13 protein-coding genes are annotated in these 15,969 nt (G+C 69.3%); 8 read left to right on the top strand and 5 right to left on the bottom strand.

Features of this window, described 5'->3' with window-relative positions:
* Positions 1-9: 9 nt before the first annotated feature.
* Positions 10-1,014 (bottom strand): MalY/PatB family protein, encoded by a 1,005-nt coding sequence (locus FXF51_RS47350; protein WP_148441384.1) that lies wholly within the window; start codon positions 1,012-1,014, stop codon positions 10-12.
* 164 nt (positions 1,015-1,178) lie between these two features.
* Between FXF51_RS47350 and FXF51_RS47345 the strand changes: the two genes are divergently transcribed.
* The 3 genes from FXF51_RS47345 (at position 1,179) to FXF51_RS47335 (ending at position 4,977) form a co-directional block, all read left to right on the top strand.
* Entirely contained in the window at positions 1,179-2,021 is an 843-nt protein-coding gene (locus FXF51_RS47345; RefSeq protein WP_187414970.1) for a nucleotidyltransferase domain-containing protein, read from the top strand.
* Between the two features lie 166 nt (positions 2,022-2,187).
* Positions 2,188-3,516: a glycoside hydrolase family 43 protein gene (locus FXF51_RS47340; protein WP_148441382.1), complete on the top strand. Its 1,329-nt coding sequence runs from the start codon at positions 2,188-2,190 to the stop codon at positions 3,514-3,516.
* 12 nt (positions 3,517-3,528) lie between these two features.
* Positions 3,529-4,977 (top strand): family 43 glycosylhydrolase, encoded by a 1,449-nt coding sequence (locus FXF51_RS47335; RefSeq protein ID WP_148441381.1) that lies wholly within the window; start codon positions 3,529-3,531, stop codon positions 4,975-4,977.
* Between the two features lie 16 nt (positions 4,978-4,993).
* On the opposite strand, the gene FXF51_RS47330 is transcribed toward FXF51_RS47335, so the two are convergent.
* The 3 genes from FXF51_RS47330 to lexA form a co-directional block, all read right to left on the bottom strand.
* Positions 4,994-5,596, bottom strand: a complete 603-nt coding sequence (locus FXF51_RS47330) for a cysteine hydrolase family protein (RefSeq protein ID WP_148441380.1) — start codon at positions 5,594-5,596, stop codon at positions 4,994-4,996.
* A gap of 384 nt (positions 5,597-5,980) precedes the next feature.
* Positions 5,981-6,958, bottom strand: coding sequence for a GlxA family transcriptional regulator (locus tag FXF51_RS47325; RefSeq protein WP_148441379.1), 978 nt, complete (start codon positions 6,956-6,958; stop codon positions 5,981-5,983).
* Between the two features lie 309 nt (positions 6,959-7,267).
* Positions 7,268-7,975, bottom strand: coding sequence for a transcriptional repressor LexA (gene lexA, locus FXF51_RS47320; protein WP_148441378.1), 708 nt, complete (start codon positions 7,973-7,975; stop codon positions 7,268-7,270).
* A gap of 1,100 nt (positions 7,976-9,075) precedes the next feature.
* Here lexA and FXF51_RS61355 point away from each other — a divergent pair.
* The 5 genes from FXF51_RS61355 to FXF51_RS47295 all read left to right on the top strand — a co-directional run bounded on the left by FXF51_RS61355 (position 9,076) and on the right by FXF51_RS47295 (position 15,113).
* Positions 9,076-9,360 carry a LysM peptidoglycan-binding domain-containing protein gene (locus tag FXF51_RS61355; RefSeq protein WP_187414969.1) on the top strand — a complete coding sequence of 95 codons (285 nt, stop codon included), beginning with the start codon at positions 9,076-9,078 and terminating at the stop codon, positions 9,358-9,360.
* Between the two features lie 753 nt (positions 9,361-10,113).
* Entirely contained in the window at positions 10,114-10,569 is a 456-nt protein-coding gene (gene nrdR, locus FXF51_RS47310; protein WP_148441376.1) for a transcriptional regulator NrdR, read from the top strand.
* Positions 10,566-13,382: a vitamin B12-dependent ribonucleotide reductase gene (locus FXF51_RS47305; RefSeq protein ID WP_148441375.1), complete on the top strand. Its 2,817-nt coding sequence runs from the start codon at positions 10,566-10,568 to the stop codon at positions 13,380-13,382. The genes nrdR and FXF51_RS47305 overlap by 4 nt, the downstream gene beginning before the upstream one ends.
* Before the next feature lie 221 nt (positions 13,383-13,603).
* Entirely contained in the window at positions 13,604-14,281 is a 678-nt protein-coding gene (locus FXF51_RS47300) for a hypothetical protein (RefSeq protein WP_148441374.1), read from the top strand.
* 325 nt (positions 14,282-14,606) lie between these two features.
* Entirely contained in the window at positions 14,607-15,113 is a 507-nt protein-coding gene (locus FXF51_RS47295; RefSeq protein WP_148441373.1) for a hypothetical protein, read from the top strand.
* A 21-nt stretch (positions 15,114-15,134) separates the two neighbouring features.
* Here FXF51_RS47295 and FXF51_RS47290 read toward each other — a convergent pair whose 3' ends face one another.
* On the bottom strand, positions 15,135-15,956 hold the full coding sequence (locus FXF51_RS47290) for a glycerophosphodiester phosphodiesterase (RefSeq protein ID WP_148441372.1): 822 nt from the start codon (positions 15,954-15,956) through the stop codon (positions 15,135-15,137).
* Positions 15,957-15,969 lie beyond the last annotated feature (13 nt).

Here is a 15,969-nt window from a genome sequence, read left to right as displayed (position 1 = left end):
TGCCCCCGCTCAGCCGGCCAGGCGGCTGAGCATCTCCGCGAGGATGGCCTCGGTGGTGGCGAAGTTGAGCCGCACGAAGTTCTCACCACCGGGGCCGAAGGCGGCGCCGTCGTTCAGCCGCACCCTCGCCTCCCGCTCGAACACCTCCGCCATACCCGGCCTGCCCACGTCCAGCCAGGCCAGGTAGGTCGCCTCCGGAACCCGGTAGCGGAACGCGGCGGGCAGGCGGGAGGCGATCGTGTGCCGGTTGCGGTCGAGCAGCGCCACGGTCCGCGCCAGCCAGTCGTCCCCGTGCCGCCAGGCCGCGACGGTCGCCTCGACGCCGAAGACGCTGGGGGAGCCGTACACGAACGGGGGCTGCGCCTCCAGCGCCGCGCGGGCGCCCTCGTGGCCGAAGTGGGCGACCGAGCAGCGGATGCCGCCCAGGTTGAACGCCTTCGTCGCCGACGTCAGCGTGACCGTGCGCCCCGGCAGGATCGTGGCGAACGGGATGTGCCGGTGCGGCTCGTACACCAGGTCGGCGTGGATCTCGTCGGCGATCACCAGCAGGTCGTGCCGCTCGGCGTGCTCGGCCAGCTCGTGCAGCTCCCGCTCGTTGAACGCGCGGCCGGTGGGGTTGTGCGGGTTGACCAGCAGGAGCACTCGGCAGCCCGACAGGTCCGGCACCTCGAAGCGCCACGTGTCGCCGTCCGGTTCCATGTGGATGGGGCGCAGCGGGCGTTCCATGACGCTGAGCGTGTCCAGGAACGGGTGGTATGCCGGGATGTGCACGGCCACCCCGTCGCCTGGCTTCGTCCAGATCTGGAGGAGAACCTGGAGAGCCTGGTTGAGGTCGTTGAACGGACGCACCAGCCCGGGGTCGGCCTGCCACCCGAACCTGCCCGCCATGCGCTCGGCGAACGCCTCGGCCAGCGGGCCGGCGTTCTGGTCGAGCAGCCAGGTCGGGTAGCCCAGGTCGCCGTCGGCCCGGCGGCGCAGCACCTCGGCGACCGCCGGCGCGGTGGGCAGATCCATGTCGGCCACCCAGGCGGGGATCACCCCCGGCTCGACCGCCGCCCACTTGAGGCCATCATGAGTGGATTTAAGGTTTAAAGGGGTATATGCGTCATTCACTCGGCCATTCTAGGATTCTTGAATGTGATGAGGCGGTGGCGCGGAGTATGGCAGGCTGGGCGGCCATGACGCCCCACCCGAAGATCGACGCGATCGTCGAGACGTACCTGACCTTGGCCGACGCGGAGGCTCCCGGGCTGGTGGAGGGGCTGTATCTGGAGGGCTCCGCGGCGCTCGGCGACTACCGGCCGGGCGCGAGCGACGTCGACTTCGTCGCGGTGACGTCAGAACCGCCGCCCCCTGGAGTGCTGGAACGCATCCACACCAAACTCGGCGCCCACCCCTTCGACGGCGTCTACCTCACCTGGGACGACCTCGGCCGTGACCCCGCCGACCTGGGGGAGCGGCCCCGCTCGCAGGCGGGCCGGTTCAACCGGCGCGGCTCGGTCGACCCCGTCACCTGGCACACGCTGGCCCGCCACGGGCTGACCTGCCGAGGCCCCGAGCCGGAAGATCTCAAAATCTGGAACGATCCCGCGGCCCTGGCCGCCTGGACCGATCGCAACCTCGACCTCTACTGGCGCCGCCTGGTGATCCGCGCCTCCCGTCCGTTCACGCCGTGGGGGCTGACCTGCCTCGGCGGGTACGGCGCCGTCTGGGTCGTCACCGGCGTCGCCCGGCTGCACTACACGCTGGCCACCGGGGACATCACCTCCAAGACCGGGGCGGGGCGGCACGCGCGCGAGGTCTTTCCCGAGCGCTGGCACCGGGTGGTGGACGAGGCGCTGCGGCTGCGCGAGGAGGACAGTGCGCTGCCGTCCGTGGCGAGCGTCCTCGCGGGGCTCGGCGATCACTTCGGGACGCCGCGGCGGTCGCTGTACGGCTCGCCGTTCGAGCGCAGGCGGGACGTGCTGGGCTTCGCGGACCAGGCGATAACGGCGGCACACGAGCTGTACCGGGCGCGCTGATATTGACGGCGTGCGAGTTGTGCCGGGCGTGCTGATATTGACGGCGCGCGAGCTGTGCCGGACGTGCTGATATTGACGGCGCTTTGTTGCCGGGGTACGAATGCGCTCACCACCGCCTCGCCCGGCGTGGTGAGATGTTAACGCTAACATCCTGGAGGGCCGCTCGATGCGTATGCGTTTGCCCTGGTTATGCCTGGTGCTCCTGGCCGCTCTCCTGACGCCGGCCACGGCCGCACACGCCGCCGGACCAGCGCCGCACTACCTGATGACGGCCTTCACCAACACCAGCCAGTCCAACATGTACGTCTACGACTCCTTCAACGCCGGCACCTTCAACCTCGTCAGAGCCAACGCCTACACGCCGCCGTCCGGGCTGATCCGCGACCCCAGCGTGATGCGGCACACCGACGGCTACTACTACCTCGTCCACACCACGAACTGGACCGGCGACACCATCGGCTTCGCCCGCAGCGCCGACACCGTGACCTGGACGTTCCTGCGCAACGTCACCGTCGGGCTGAACGGCGCCACCGGCAGCACCTGGGCGCCCGAATGGTTCAAGGACTCCGACGGCAGCGTGCACGTGATCTTCTCCGCGTCCACGACGGGCACCGCCGGGCAGTTCAGGCCGTACCGGATCACCGCCACCAACAGCGCGCTGTCCACCTGGACCGCCCCGGTCGCGCTGGGCATCCCGGCCAACTACATCGACAGCTTCGTGGTCAAGTCCGGCTCGACGTACCACAACTTCCTGAAGAACGAGACGACCAAGTACATCGAGCACGCCACCGCCACCTCCCTCACCGGGCCGTGGACGTTCATCGGCACAGGGAACTGGGCCGGCTGGGGCTCCGGCCTGGAAGGGCCCGCGCTGACCCGCCTGCCGGACGGCAGGTGGCGGATCTACTTCGACAACTACACCGGCGGACGCTACTACTACGCCGACAGCTCCAACCTCTCCGCGTTCGGCGCCAAGGTCGAACTGCCCGGCCTGTCCGGGACGGCCAGGCACTTCACCGTGCTGCGCGAGGACTCCGGCGACACCACCGCCGTCCCCACCGGCAACCGCTCGCTGCGCTCCGCCAACTTCGCCGACCGGTACGTACGCCACCGCGGCGGCCTGGCCTACCTCGACCCGCTGTCGTCCACCAGCGCGATCGCCGACCGGCAGTCCGCCACGTTCACCGTCGCCGCAGGCCTGGCCCACTCCGGCTGCTACTCCTTCCAGTCGGCCACCCAGCCCGGCTACTACCTGCGGCACTACAACATGCGGCTCGCCCTGCAACGCGACGACGGCACCGCCATCTTCAAGGGCGACGCCACCTTCTGCGGACGCGCCGGGCTGGCCGGCGGCGGCACGACGTCGTTCGAGTCCTACAACCTGCCCGGCCGCTACCTGCGGCACTACAACTACGAGCTGCGGCTGGACCTGTGGGCGTCCGGCTCGACGTTCGCCGGCGACGCCTCGTACACGGTCACCTCTCCCCTCTCGTAAAGGACACCCCCCATGCGCCCCTCTCGCGGGAAGGCCGTGCTCCTCGTCCTGGCTACGCTGCTCACCGTGACCGCCAACCTCCTGTCGCCCGGCGCCGCGCACGCCTCGCCGGCGGTGCAGTACACCAACCCGCTGGCCGCCCAGCGCGCCGACCCGCACATCTTCCGCCACACGGACGGCTACTACTACTTCACCGCCACCGCCCCCGAGTACGACCGCATCGTGCTGCGCCGCGCCACCACCGTCCAGGGGCTGGCCACCGCGCAGGAAAGCGTCATCTGGCGCCGCCACGCCACCGGCGAGATGGGCGCCCACATCTGGGCGCCCGAGATCCACTTCATCAACGGCAAGTGGTACGTCTACTTCGCCGCCGGCCGCGCCGACGACGTCTGGCGCATCCGCATGTACGTCCTGGAGAACGCCGCCGCCAACCCCCTGACCGGCACCTGGACCGAACGCGGCCGCATCACCACCCCCTGGGACACCTTCTCCCTCGACGCCACCACGTTCGTCACCGGCGGCGTCCGCTACCTGCTGTGGGCCCAGCAGGAGCCCGGCATCGCCACCAACTCCAACCTCTACATCGCCCGCATGGGCGCCAACCCATGGACCATCACCGGCGCCACCACCCGCCTCACCATCCCCACGCTGGCCTGGGAGACGCGCGGCTACAAGGTCGCCGAAGGCCCCGCCGTGCTGCAACGCAACGGCCGCCTCTTCCTGACGTACTCGGCCAGCGCCACGGACGCCAACTACTGCGTCGGCCTGCTGACCGCCTCCGCCTCCGCCGACCCCCTCCAGGCCGCGTCCTGGGCCAAGAGCCAGAGCCCGGTCTTCGCCACCAACGCCGCCACCAGCCAGTACGGCCCCGGCCACAACTCCTTCACCACCTCCGAGGACGGGCAGAGCGACCTGCTCGTCTACCACGACCGCAGTTACCGGGACATCTCCGGCGACCCCCTCAACGACCCGAACCGCCGCACGCGCGTCCAGAAGGTCTACTGGCGCGCGGACGGCACCCCCGACTTCGGCATCCCGGTCGCCGACGGGGTCACGCCGGTGCGGCTCATGTCGTACGACACGCCCGGCTCGGCGGTGCGGCACTGGAACTACCGGGCGCGGCTCGAAGCCAACGTCACCCCGCTGGCCGACTCCCAGTTCCGGCTCGTCACCGGGCTGTCAGGCAGCGGGACCGTGTCACTGGAGTCGGCCAACTTCCCCGGGTACTACCTGCGGCACCGCAACCACGAAGCCTGGGTGGAGCAGCGCGACGGCACCACGCTGTTCGCCGCCGACGCCAGCTTCGTGCGGCGGGCAGGGCTCGCGGGGAGCGGGACCGTGTCGTTCGAGTCGGTGAACTTTCCCGGGTACTACGTGCGGCATCGGGCGGGGCAGGTGTGGGTGGAACGGGACGACGGGTCCAGCGCCTTCCGCGGCAGCGCCAGCTTCACCCTGGAGTAACCGCTCCCGGGCTGCGTCAGGCGGGTAGATCGGCCACCCGGGCGGCGACCGTACCGAACAGATCGCTGATCGTGGTCAGCGCGGCGGCGTGCAGAAGATCCGCCGGGATCGGCGCGCCGTCCGGGCCCGCCAGCGGACGGGTCGCGCACGCCTCCGCCACCACCGTGGGGCGGTAACCGAGGTTGAACGCGCCCTGGGCGGTGAACTGGACGCACATGTGGGTCATGAAACCCGCCAGCACCAGGTCAGGGCCGGCCTGCAGACCGCGCAGCGTCTCCAGGAGGCTCGTCTCGTGGAAGGAGTTCGGGAAGCCCTTCACCACGACCGGCTCGCCGTCCTGGGGGGCGACGTGGGGTGCGATCTGGCCGATCTCGGCGCGGATGTCGTACGGGGTGCCCTCGCCGCCGTCGTTGATGACGTGGATCACCGGCGTCCCGGCGCTGCGGGCGCGTGACAGGAGGTCGGCGGCGGCGGTCAGGGCGCGGTCGGCGTCGGGCAGGGCCATGACGCCGGTGCGGTAGGTGTTCTGGAAGTCGATCAGGATCAGGGTGCTGGTGGACAGGGACGGTAGGGCGCCGTCGAGGCCGATGACGTTGCGCAGGGTCGTCGAGACGGTCATTTCGTTCTCCTTGGGACATGGTGAATAACCGGCCCTGGCGGGCCGGAGCTTTTGAGGTGGCGTGTCGGGCGGGGGCGTCAGCGTCGAGCGGCATGGGCCTCCGCCCGCTGCCCGCTGCCCGCCGCCTCCGCCCGCCGCCCGACACGCGACGTCCGGCATGACGCGATGTCCGGCACGTGACGCCCGACGGGCGGACTGCTGCTTCGCCCGCCTGGCCGACGACGTCAGCGACGAGCACGCCGGAGACCACCGCGGCCGACTCCTGCCGCGGGCAGCCCCCACCGCGGGCAGCCCCCACCGCGGGCAGCCCCCACCACACGCGACTCCTACCGCAGGCAGCCCCCACCACAGGCAGCCCCTACCGCGGCCGAGTCGCTGCAATGATCAGGCGGCGGCGGTGCGAAACCGTCTGCGATAGGCGGCGGGTGTGGTGCCGAGCCGCCGTCGAAAGGCCCGGTGCAACGTCTCCGCCGACCCCAGCCCACACGCCTGAGCGACACGTTCAAGCGCCTCGTCGGTGCCCTCCAGCAACCGCCGAGCCGCCTCCACCCGAGCCGCCTCCACGTACCCGGCCGGAGTACTACCGGTCTCCTTCCGAAAGACCCGGGCGAAATGCCGCTCACTCAGACACACCCGCTCGGCGAGCGCAGCCGCCGACAGATCAGCGGTGAGATTCGCAGTGATCCACACCCGCAACTCGTCGATGTCCCGGCGCTCGGTCGGCGCCTGCCACAGCGGCACGCTGAACTGACTCTGCCCACCCTGCCGCTTCAGGTACATCACAAGCTGCCGCGCCACGGCCAGAGCAAGCCGCTCGCCATGATCCTCAGCAACCAGAGCGAGCGCGAGATCCATGCACGAGCTGATGCCCGCCCCCGTCCACACCTTCCCTGACCGGATGTAGATCGGATCCGGATCCACGGTCACGTCGGGATGGTCGTGAGCCAGCCGGTCAGCGGTGGCCCAGTGCGTGGTAGCCGTCCGTCCGGACAGCAGACCCGCCGCTGCCAGCAGATGAGCGCCGACACACACGGACGCAACCCGGTCGGCGTGCCGCGCGGTATCGGCGATCCAGCCGACCAACTGCGGATCGATCACCGGAGCACCGTCGCGATCGACCGCCCCGGGCACCACCAGCGTGTCGACCCGGTCACCGACCTCGTCGAAGGTCAGATCGGTGGCCAGCCGCACCCCGGCGCTGGTACGCACCTGCCCGCCGTCGGGGCCGGCGAGCAGCACCTGGTAGGGCGTCCGTCCGGACATCTCCCGATTCGCGACCGCCAACACCTCGGCCGGGCCGGTGACATCGAGAAGGTCGACGTCGGGGAACACGGTGATGATGACGCGGTGCGAAGCGGGCATGCACCCATTGTCGCCAAAAAGCTCCCATGACCGCTATGACGCGGTTCTGTCACATCCAGACACGGCCTCACACCCGGCCATAGCTTCGCCCTCAGCCTGCTCCAGGAGAACGATCCAAAGACGCCAACCCATAGGAACGGTCCAAATTCTCGCCACGCCAGACCCCAAGCGAGAGAAGCACTCAGCACACCATGACCCGGGCGCGGCAACAAGAACATCGCACCCACAGGGTCATGTTTTCGGCGCGCGCCAATACGCGGCGCAAGCGGTCGGACGCGCGCCCGGACCCTGGCCTGGCAGGCCCCTCGTCTAGAGGCGACGCAGGACCGCTACGACCTTGCCCAGAACGCTGGCCTCATCACCGGGGATGGGCTCGTAGTTGGGGTTGTGCGGGACGAGCCAGACGTGCCCGTCCTTGCGCTTGAAGGTCTTGACCGTGGCCTCGCCCTCGATCATAGCGGCCACGATGTCGCCGCTCTCCGCCACGGGCTGCTGGCGTACGACCACCCAGTCGCCATCCGCGATGGCGGCCTCGATCATGGAGTCACCGGCGACTTGCAGGAGGAACAGCGTGCCTTCGCCGACGAGCTGCTTGGGCAGGGCGAAGACGTCCTCGACGCTTTCCTCGGCGAGGATCGGCCCACCGGCGGCGATGCGGCCCACAAGCGGGACGTAGGCGGCCGTCGGACGGTTGACCGTGGGCTCCTCGTCCGTGGCGTCGGGGTCGACCCAGAGCACGGGCTCGCCGGGCAGGCGGACCTCGAGCGCGCGTGGCCGGTGCGGGTCGCGGCGCAGGTAGCCCTTGCGCTGAAGGGCGGTGAGCTGGTGCGACACGCTGGACGTGCTGGTCAGCTGCACCGCCTCGCCGATCTCACGCATGGACGGTGGGTATCCGCGCTGCTGAACCGAGTCGCGGATCACTTCGAGGATCTTGCGCTGCCTGGGCGTCAGGCCCAGGGCGTCTCGCCGGCGCACCGCGAGGTCGCTGACCCCGTTTGCGTCATCCCGCTCGGTCATGCTCTTCCTCCTCGCCTGGCGGCCCGCCTCACCGGCGAACCTCCCGGTCCGTGGTCCTGATGTCGCACACAGCGACCGTATCGCTGTTGAAGATCATCTTCAAACAATTGTTCGAGTCTTCCTCGAAATTGTCGCCAGCGTGGTGTACAACATCGTACGGGAGTTCGATCGACATCGTGTTCGATTTGCTGATCTTTATTTGGCCTTTCCTCAGGCCACACGGCAGGAGGTCATCCATGCGAACGCCCACAAATACGGACACGACCAGCGAAGACGTCAACCAGCTCACCCTGATCGCCGATGCCACGCAGAGTAAGGATCGACGGGCTGACAATACGCGCGTGGGTGCCACCGTTCGAGGGAATTCCGGCAAGAGGTTGGGGCCCCGTTCGAGTGGTGGGGGGAGATCCCATTTGCGGCTTGTCCCATCGCCACGAGCAGGCGACGACGACCCGGACACCACCGTCCCGCCGTCCCCGGGGAGGGGTAAGAGACGGCAGGGGCGGGGTGACGGTGATGACACGGTGGTGGGTCGCAGGCCCGGCGAGAAGGCGGCTGGCCGCAGGGGAGGGGTGAAGGGCAAAGGGGGACGAGAGGGGGCGCCGCGAGGTGTTGCTCCGATGGGCTCCGGCGAATCCGTCGCACTGCGTGAGGGGGACGGGGAGCGGCGGGGAATCGGAGCGCGGTGGAGAAGGCGTGCGGCGTGGCGTAGGGATGCTGCGGCGCAACGGGGAAGGCCGGCGGGGCGACAGGAGGATCTTGCGGGGCTCCGGTCGAGCACGCCGGGCCGGTCGGGCGTTCCGGGCAGGTCAGGCGCTCCCGGCCGGTCCGCGATCTCCGGCCGGTCAGGGTTGTCTAGGCGGCCAGGCGTACCGGGGCGGTCGGGTATGTCCGGTCGGTCGGATGTTGCTGGGCGGCCAGGCGTGTCCGGCCGGTCGGAGATCTCCAGCCGATCGCGGCGATCCCGACGGTCTGGAGCGCCCGCGTGGGTGAGCATGCCCGGGCGGCGGGACGCTTCCGCGCGGGCCGGCGAAGACGGGAGCCGAAAGGTTTCCAAGGGGGGCGGTGCTCCGGTGCGGTTGACCCGGCGGGGTCGGGTCGTGCTGGTGGTGGCTGTGGCGTTGCTGTCGCTGGGCGGGTTCTGGCTCGGTACGCGGGCTGCGGGGCATGCGGAAGTACGGGTCGTGATGGCGGGCCATGCTGGGCTGCCATGGGTTGAGGTGCACAAGGGGGACACGTTGTGGGAGATCGCCGACGCGCTCTCCGAGGGGGATGACCCGGGGGCTCTGGTGGAGGAGATCAAGCGGTTGAACGGCCTGTCCGATTCGCTCATCCGGCCGGGCGTCCGCATCTACGTCCCGAAGGACACCGCCGCCTTACGCTGACCGGCCGGCCCAGCCGGGTTCGCCGATGGGTCGCGGGGCGGGGAGGGTGGGGCAAGCCAAGGCGGGGTCGTGTCACACCGCGTCGCGGAACGGGATCCCGCGCTGCGCTGTTCTGTGCCGCACCCTGCCTCGTGCCCGTGCCGGGGGCCAGTGACGGGGTGCGCTCGACTGTGCTGTCGGCCGTGTGGCTGTGCCTCGGCCGTGTGCGTCGGCCGTGTGGCTGTGCCTCGGCCGTGTGCGTCGGCCGTGTGGCTGTGCTGTCGGCCGTGTGGCTGTGCGTCGGTCGTGCGACGACTGTGTTCGCCCTGCCATGCACTGGCCGCGTACCTGCCCTTGCGCCTGTAGGCGGGTCTCGCCACCCCGACAAGCCACCCCAAATCGACGCAACCCCAGGGACAGGAATGACCACTCGAGTCCTCGGGTACCTTTGTGAGGTTTGTTCACGACCGAGCCCCCAAGCAACCGATGTGACGCTCCGACCTGCAAGAAGATCACCCCCGCCGAGCGACACGCCCGAGACAGTTGATGTCCATGGGCTGATCAGCGACTTCAGCCGGAAGGGCCCGCTCAACTTGCGTTCATGGTCGCGCGCTTCTACGGTTGGACCACAACATCTAGTAGTTACACCGATGTAGTTCACCACACCTTGTGTTTCCGTGACCGCTCCATGGACAGCCGTGGAGTGTGCGCGAGCGTCCCGTCATGGCGGGTGAGGGCGCGTGTGGTGACCGCAGGTTTCTTGGAGGCGAAAGCGTGCATTGTCCGTTCTGTCGCCACCCTGACACCAGGGTCATCGACAGCCGCTCCACGGATGACGGCGCGGCCATCCGGCGCCGCCGCACCTGTCCCGAGTGCGGGCGCAGGTTCACCACGCAGGAGACCGTACTGCTGATGGTGAGCAAGCGCAGCGGAGTGACGGAGCCGTTCTCGCGGGACAAGGTCGTCGCGGGCGTGCGGCGCGCGTGCCAGGGCAGGCCGGTCAGCGAGGACTCGCTGGCGCAGCTCGGGCAGCGGGTGGAAGAGGTCATCAGGGCGAAGGGCGCGGCCGAGATCCCCTCGAACGAGGTGGGCCTGGCCATTCTGGGCCCGCTGCGGGAGCTGGACGAGGTGGCCTACCTGCGGTTCGCATCGGTGTATCGCGGTTTCGAGAGCCTGGCGGACTTCGAGGCCGAGATCAAACAGTTGAAGGCGGAGAAGGGGGAGTCATGACGGAGACGGCCAGCGGTTCAGTCGCGCGCGGGGGAAAGCGTCCGCGTAAGGGACTGAAGATGAAGCGGATCTTCACTAAGCCCGGCGTGCACCCGTATGACGAGATCCAGTGGGAGCGCCGCGACGTCGTCATGACGAACTGGCGCGACGGGTCCATCAACTTTGAGCAGCGGGGCGTCGAGTTCCCCGAGTTCTGGTCGGTCAACGCGGCCAACATCGTGACGACCAAGTACTTCCGCGGCGCCGTGGGCACCCCGCAGCGCGAGTGGAGCCTGAAGCAGTTGATCGACCGGGTCGTCGGCGTCTACACCAGGACGGGGATCGAGAACGGCTACTTCGCCAGCGACGAGGACGCCGAGATCTTCGACCACGAGTTGAAGCACGCCCTGGCGCACCAGGTGTTCGCGTTCAACTCGCCGGTGTGGTTCAACGTGGGCACGCAGTCGCCGCAGCAGGTGAGCGCGTGCTTCATCCTCTCCGTGGACGACACGATGGAGTCGATCCTGGAGTGGTACAAGGAAGAGGGTGTGATCTTCAAGGGCGGTTCCGGGTCGGGTGTGAACCTGTCCAGGATCCGTTCGTCGAAGGAGCTGCTGTCCAGCGGCGGCACGGCCAGCGGGCCGGTGAGCTTCATGCGGGGCGCGGACGCCAGCGCCGGGACGATCAAATCGGGCGGCGCGACCCGGCGGGCCGCCAAGATGGTCGTGCTCGACGTCGACCACCCCGACATCGAGGAGTTCATCGAGACCAAGGCGCGCGAGGAGGACAAGGTCCGCGCGCTGCGTGACGCCGGTTTCGACATGGACCTGGGCGGCAAGGACATCGTCTCCGTCCAGTACCAGAACGCCAACAACTCCGTCCGCGTCTCCGACGAGTTCATGCGCGCGGTGGAGCAGGGCGGCGACTTCGGCCTGCGCGCCCGCCTGACCGGCGAGGTGATCGAGAAGATCGACGCCAAGGACCTGTTCCGGAAGATGGCCAAGGCCGCGTGGGAGTGCGCCGACCCCGGCGTGCAGTACGACGACACGATCAACGACTGGCACACCACGCCGGAGACGGGCCGGATCACGGCCAGCAACCCCTGCAGCGAGTACGTCCACCTCGACAACTCCTCCTGCAACCTGGCCAGCATCAACCTGCTGAAGTTCCTGAAGGACGACAACTCCTTCAACGTGGCCGACTTCGTCAAGCTGACCGAGCTGATCATCACCGCGATGGACATCTCGATCACCTTCGCCGACTTCCCGACGGAGAAGATCGGCGAGACGACGCGCGCGTACCGTCAGCTCGGCATCGGCTACGCCAACCTGGGCGCGCTGCTCATGGCGACCGGCCACGCCTACGACTCCGACGGCGGCCGAGCGGTGGCCGGGGCGATCACGTCGCTGATGACCGGCGTGTCCTACCGGCGCAGCGCCGAGCTGGCCGGCGTCGTCGGCGCGTACGACGGCTACGCCAGGAACGCCGAGCCCCACAAGCGGGTCATGCGCAAGCACGCCGCGGCCAACGACGACCTGCGCACGGTCGGCTCGATGGACGCGAAGATCCACGCCGAGGCGTCGCGCCAGTGGTCGGAGTGCCTGAAGCTGGGCGAGAAGAACGGCTACCGCAACGCCCAGGCCAGCCTCCTCGCGCCCACCGGCACCATCGGCCTGATGATGGACTGCGACACGACCGGCATCGAGCCGGACCTGGCGCTGGTCAAGTTCAAGAAGCTCGTCGGCGGCGGCTCCATGCAGATCGTCAACCAGACGATCCCGCGGGCGCTCAAGCAGCTCGGCTACCAGCAGGAGCAGATCGAGGCCATCGTCGAGTACATCGGCGAGAACAGCCACGTCGTCGACGCTCCCGGCCTGCGTCCCGAGCACTACGAGGTGTTCGACTGCGCGATGGGCGAGCGGGCGATCGCGCCCATGGGCCACGTGCGCATGATGGCGGCCACGCAGCCGTTCCTGTCGGGCGCCATCTCCAAGACAGTGAACCTGCCCGAGTCGGCCACCATCGACGACATCGAGCAGGTCTACCTGGAGGGCTGGAAGCTCGGCCTGAAGGCGCTGGCCGTCTACCGCGACAACTGCAAGGTCGGCCAGCCGCTGTCGGCCGGCGACGGCTCCAAGAAGCAGCAGGAGCAGCCGAAGGAGCCCGAGGTCAAGGTCATCGAGGTCAACCGGCCGACCCGGCGGCGCATGCCGAACCAGCGGCCGAGCATGACCACCCGCTTCACCGTGGGCGGCGCCAAGGGCTACATGACCGCCTCGTCCTACCCCGACGACGGGCTCGGCGAGGTCTTCCTCAAGATGTCCAAGCAGGGCTCGACGCTGGCGGGCGTCATGGACGCCTTCTCGGTGGCGATCTCCATCGGCCTCCAGTACGGGGTGCCGCTGGAGACGTACATGAGCAAGTTCGTCAACATGCGCTTCGAGCCGGCCGGCATGACGGACGACCCCGACATCCGCATGGCCACCTCGGTGATGGACTACATCTTCCGCCGCCTGGCCCTGGACCACCTGCCCTACGACGAGCGGGCGGCGCTGGGCATCTTCTCGGCGGCCGAGCGCGCGGCGCAGCAGCGCGGCGAGGACCCGGCGGCGCTGCAGGAGGCGGTGGACCGGGAGGCGCTGGCCCAGTCGGCGCCGATCGAGGCCGCCCAGCCGAAGGAGGACGCGCAGCCGGCCGTCCAGGAGCTGACGCTGGAGAGCCACCAGCGGTTCACCGCGGACGCGCCGCTGTGCATGACGTGCGGCACGAAGATGCGGCCTGCCGGTAGCTGCTACGTGTGCGAGGGCTGCGGGTCGACCAGCGGCTGCAGCTAGGCCGCGACGCCCGGCTTGATCAGCGGGACTGTCTGAGAGGGGGCCCGGACATCGTTCCGGGCCCCTCGCCAGATGCCCTGCCGGTGACGCAGGGTGACCGTCCGACCCGATCAGTCCGGGCGCGGCCGGTCCGGCGCCTGATGCGCGTGGCTCGTCTATCGCGGGCCCGTCCCCGTCGTGAGGCTGTACCCGAACCCTTATGAGGGGAAAGGGGAGCAGCAGTGAGACGAGTCATCGTGGTGCTGTCCGCGTTCGTGATCGGGGTGCTCGGCGTGGCCGTGCTGTCCGGGCCGGCGAACGCGGAGACGGGCTGGATCAGCCCCGGCAGCACCGTCTGCACGGACAGGACGCAGTCGAGCGGCGGAGTGACCATCTACGGCATCGGCAACAACCAGCCGTCGTTGTGGACGGTGTTCGCCGCCTCCACCGTCAACGGGCCTGAGACGGTGGTGTTCCGCCGCAGCACAGGCTCCATCGAGAACTATCCGACGGTCACGCACCCGGATCCGGGGACGTACTTCTACCGGTTCTGCGTGCAGAATCCCCGTACGGATGGCTTCCGGCAGGTCGTCAAGTTGCGCATGTACGGCAACGGCCCGATCGGCCAGGCAGGGATCGGCCCGCACAACGCGGTGCTCACGCAGAACTCGATGTTCTGCGGCGAGTTCTCCAGGGGCGCCGCCCGGTTCGTGGCCCGGTCCAACGTGCCCGTGCGGTTCTGGCTGCAGGGGTTCGACTCCGACTACTCCAGCCGGCACATCGTCTTCGACGTGACCGGCACGGCGGTGGACCAGGTGGTCGCGCTGCCTGCGGAACTGCACAGCATGGAGGCGTGCGTGTCCACGCCGGCCTCCGCGACGGCCACGGCCACCGTGTCGTTCGACCTGGTGGGCGCGTGAGCGTTGCGGCGGTTCCAGTTCCAGAAGTGAGGGGCATGGCGGCTGACGGCGCCATGCCCCTCGCGGGTGCCGGCACCTGTGGTACGGGCTCGTCTGGCACGCGCCCGCCTACGGGCGTCGGCCCTGCCCGGCTCGGGCGGCGCTGGAGCAGGTGTCGCGCGCACGAGCGATTCCCGGCGGCCGGCGGTGGACGACCGGTGAAACCTGCTGCTCGCGAACGCGGCGGCCGGGGTGTTCCCGGACGAGGCCGGCCCGGCAGGTCGGGATGTCCAGTAGCGGACAGCGGGATGGATCGGGCGCGGCTTTGTCGGTCATGCTGCCGGGTATGAGGCGGATCGCGGTGCTCGCCGTGGTGTCCGGGGCGTTGCTGTACGGGGTGCACAGGCTGGCCATGGTGGCGGTCGCGTGGCTGATCGGCAACAAGGACATGATCGTCGGGCTGGACTGCTGCATCGACTACAACAGGAACGCGCCGGATCCGTGGGGCAACGTGCTCGTCGCCGTGTCCGGGGTGCTGGCCACGCAGGTGGTGGCGTGGGCGGCCATCGGGTTGCTGGCCCTGCGGCGCGGCCCCGCCAGGGAGCTGGCGACGGTGGCGGTGACCGCGTTCGTGATCAGTCCGTTGTTGCAGCTCATCGTGTACGCGGTGTGGCACTGGGCGGAGCGGGACTACGTCGCGGTGATCGATTATCTGATGGACGCGACCGGAGTGCCGGAGATGGCGCTGATGACGGCGATGCTGGGGTTGTTCGCCGGGTATGCGTTGATCTTCTGGTTGGCGCTGCGGGCCGCGTGGGATCGCAGCCGCAGCGCCATCGCCCCAGCGCCGTAACCGCAGCCGGACGCGCGGGGGTCAGGAGTTGAGGACGTCGCTCAGCACGTCGGGCCGGTTGGTGATGATGCCGTCCACCTTGTAGCCGATCATGCGCCGCATGGCGGTCGGGCTGTCGACGGTCCAGGCGAACAGCTCCATCCCGAGAGAGTGCACGCGGCGCACGTACGAGCCGGTGAGCGTGGTGTACGACGGGTTGATCTGGTCGGCGAACTCGGCCAGCCCCGTCAGCTCCCCCGTCGAGGGCGTGCCGAGCAGCCCGATCGGCAGGTCGGGCATCAGCCGGTCGAACCTGCGCATCGACTCCCAGTTGAACGACTGCACCACCACCTTGCCCGGAGTCAGCCAGGCGGGGTGGCGGCGCAGCTCGGCGGCGATGCGCGACTCGATCCCCGGGTACAGCTCCGGCGCCTTGACCTCCAGCAGCAGGCCCATGCCCGAGCCGCTCATCTCGCGCAGTGCCTCGCCGAGGGTGGGCACCCGCTCGTCGTCGTACTTCCCGGACAGCCACGAGCCGGCGTCCAGCTCGCGGATCTGGTCGAGCGTGAGGTCGCCGACGTTCCACTGGGACAGGCCGGGGAACACCTGCTCGGCGTTCGTGGTGCGGGACAGCGACGTGTCGTGCATCAGGACCAGCTCGTGGTCCTCGGTCTCCTGGACGTCCAGCTCGAACCGGTCGGCGCCCTGGGTGGCGGCCAGCTCGAAGGCGGCGATCGTGTTCTCGGGGGCGTAGGCGGAGGCGCCCCGGTGGGCGACGTTGACGACGGTGGCGGCGTCGGCGGGGGTGGCGAAGGGGAGAAAGGTGAGGGAGGTCGCGATGAGGACGGCGAGTCGCCTGAACATGGGTCTCCTCGGG

The organism is Nonomuraea sp. PA05 (assembly GCF_008086045.1).
GTDB lineage: Bacteria > Actinomycetota > Actinomycetes > Streptosporangiales > Streptosporangiaceae > Nonomuraea > Nonomuraea monospora.
This window is presented reverse-complemented; position numbering and strand designations above follow the sequence as displayed.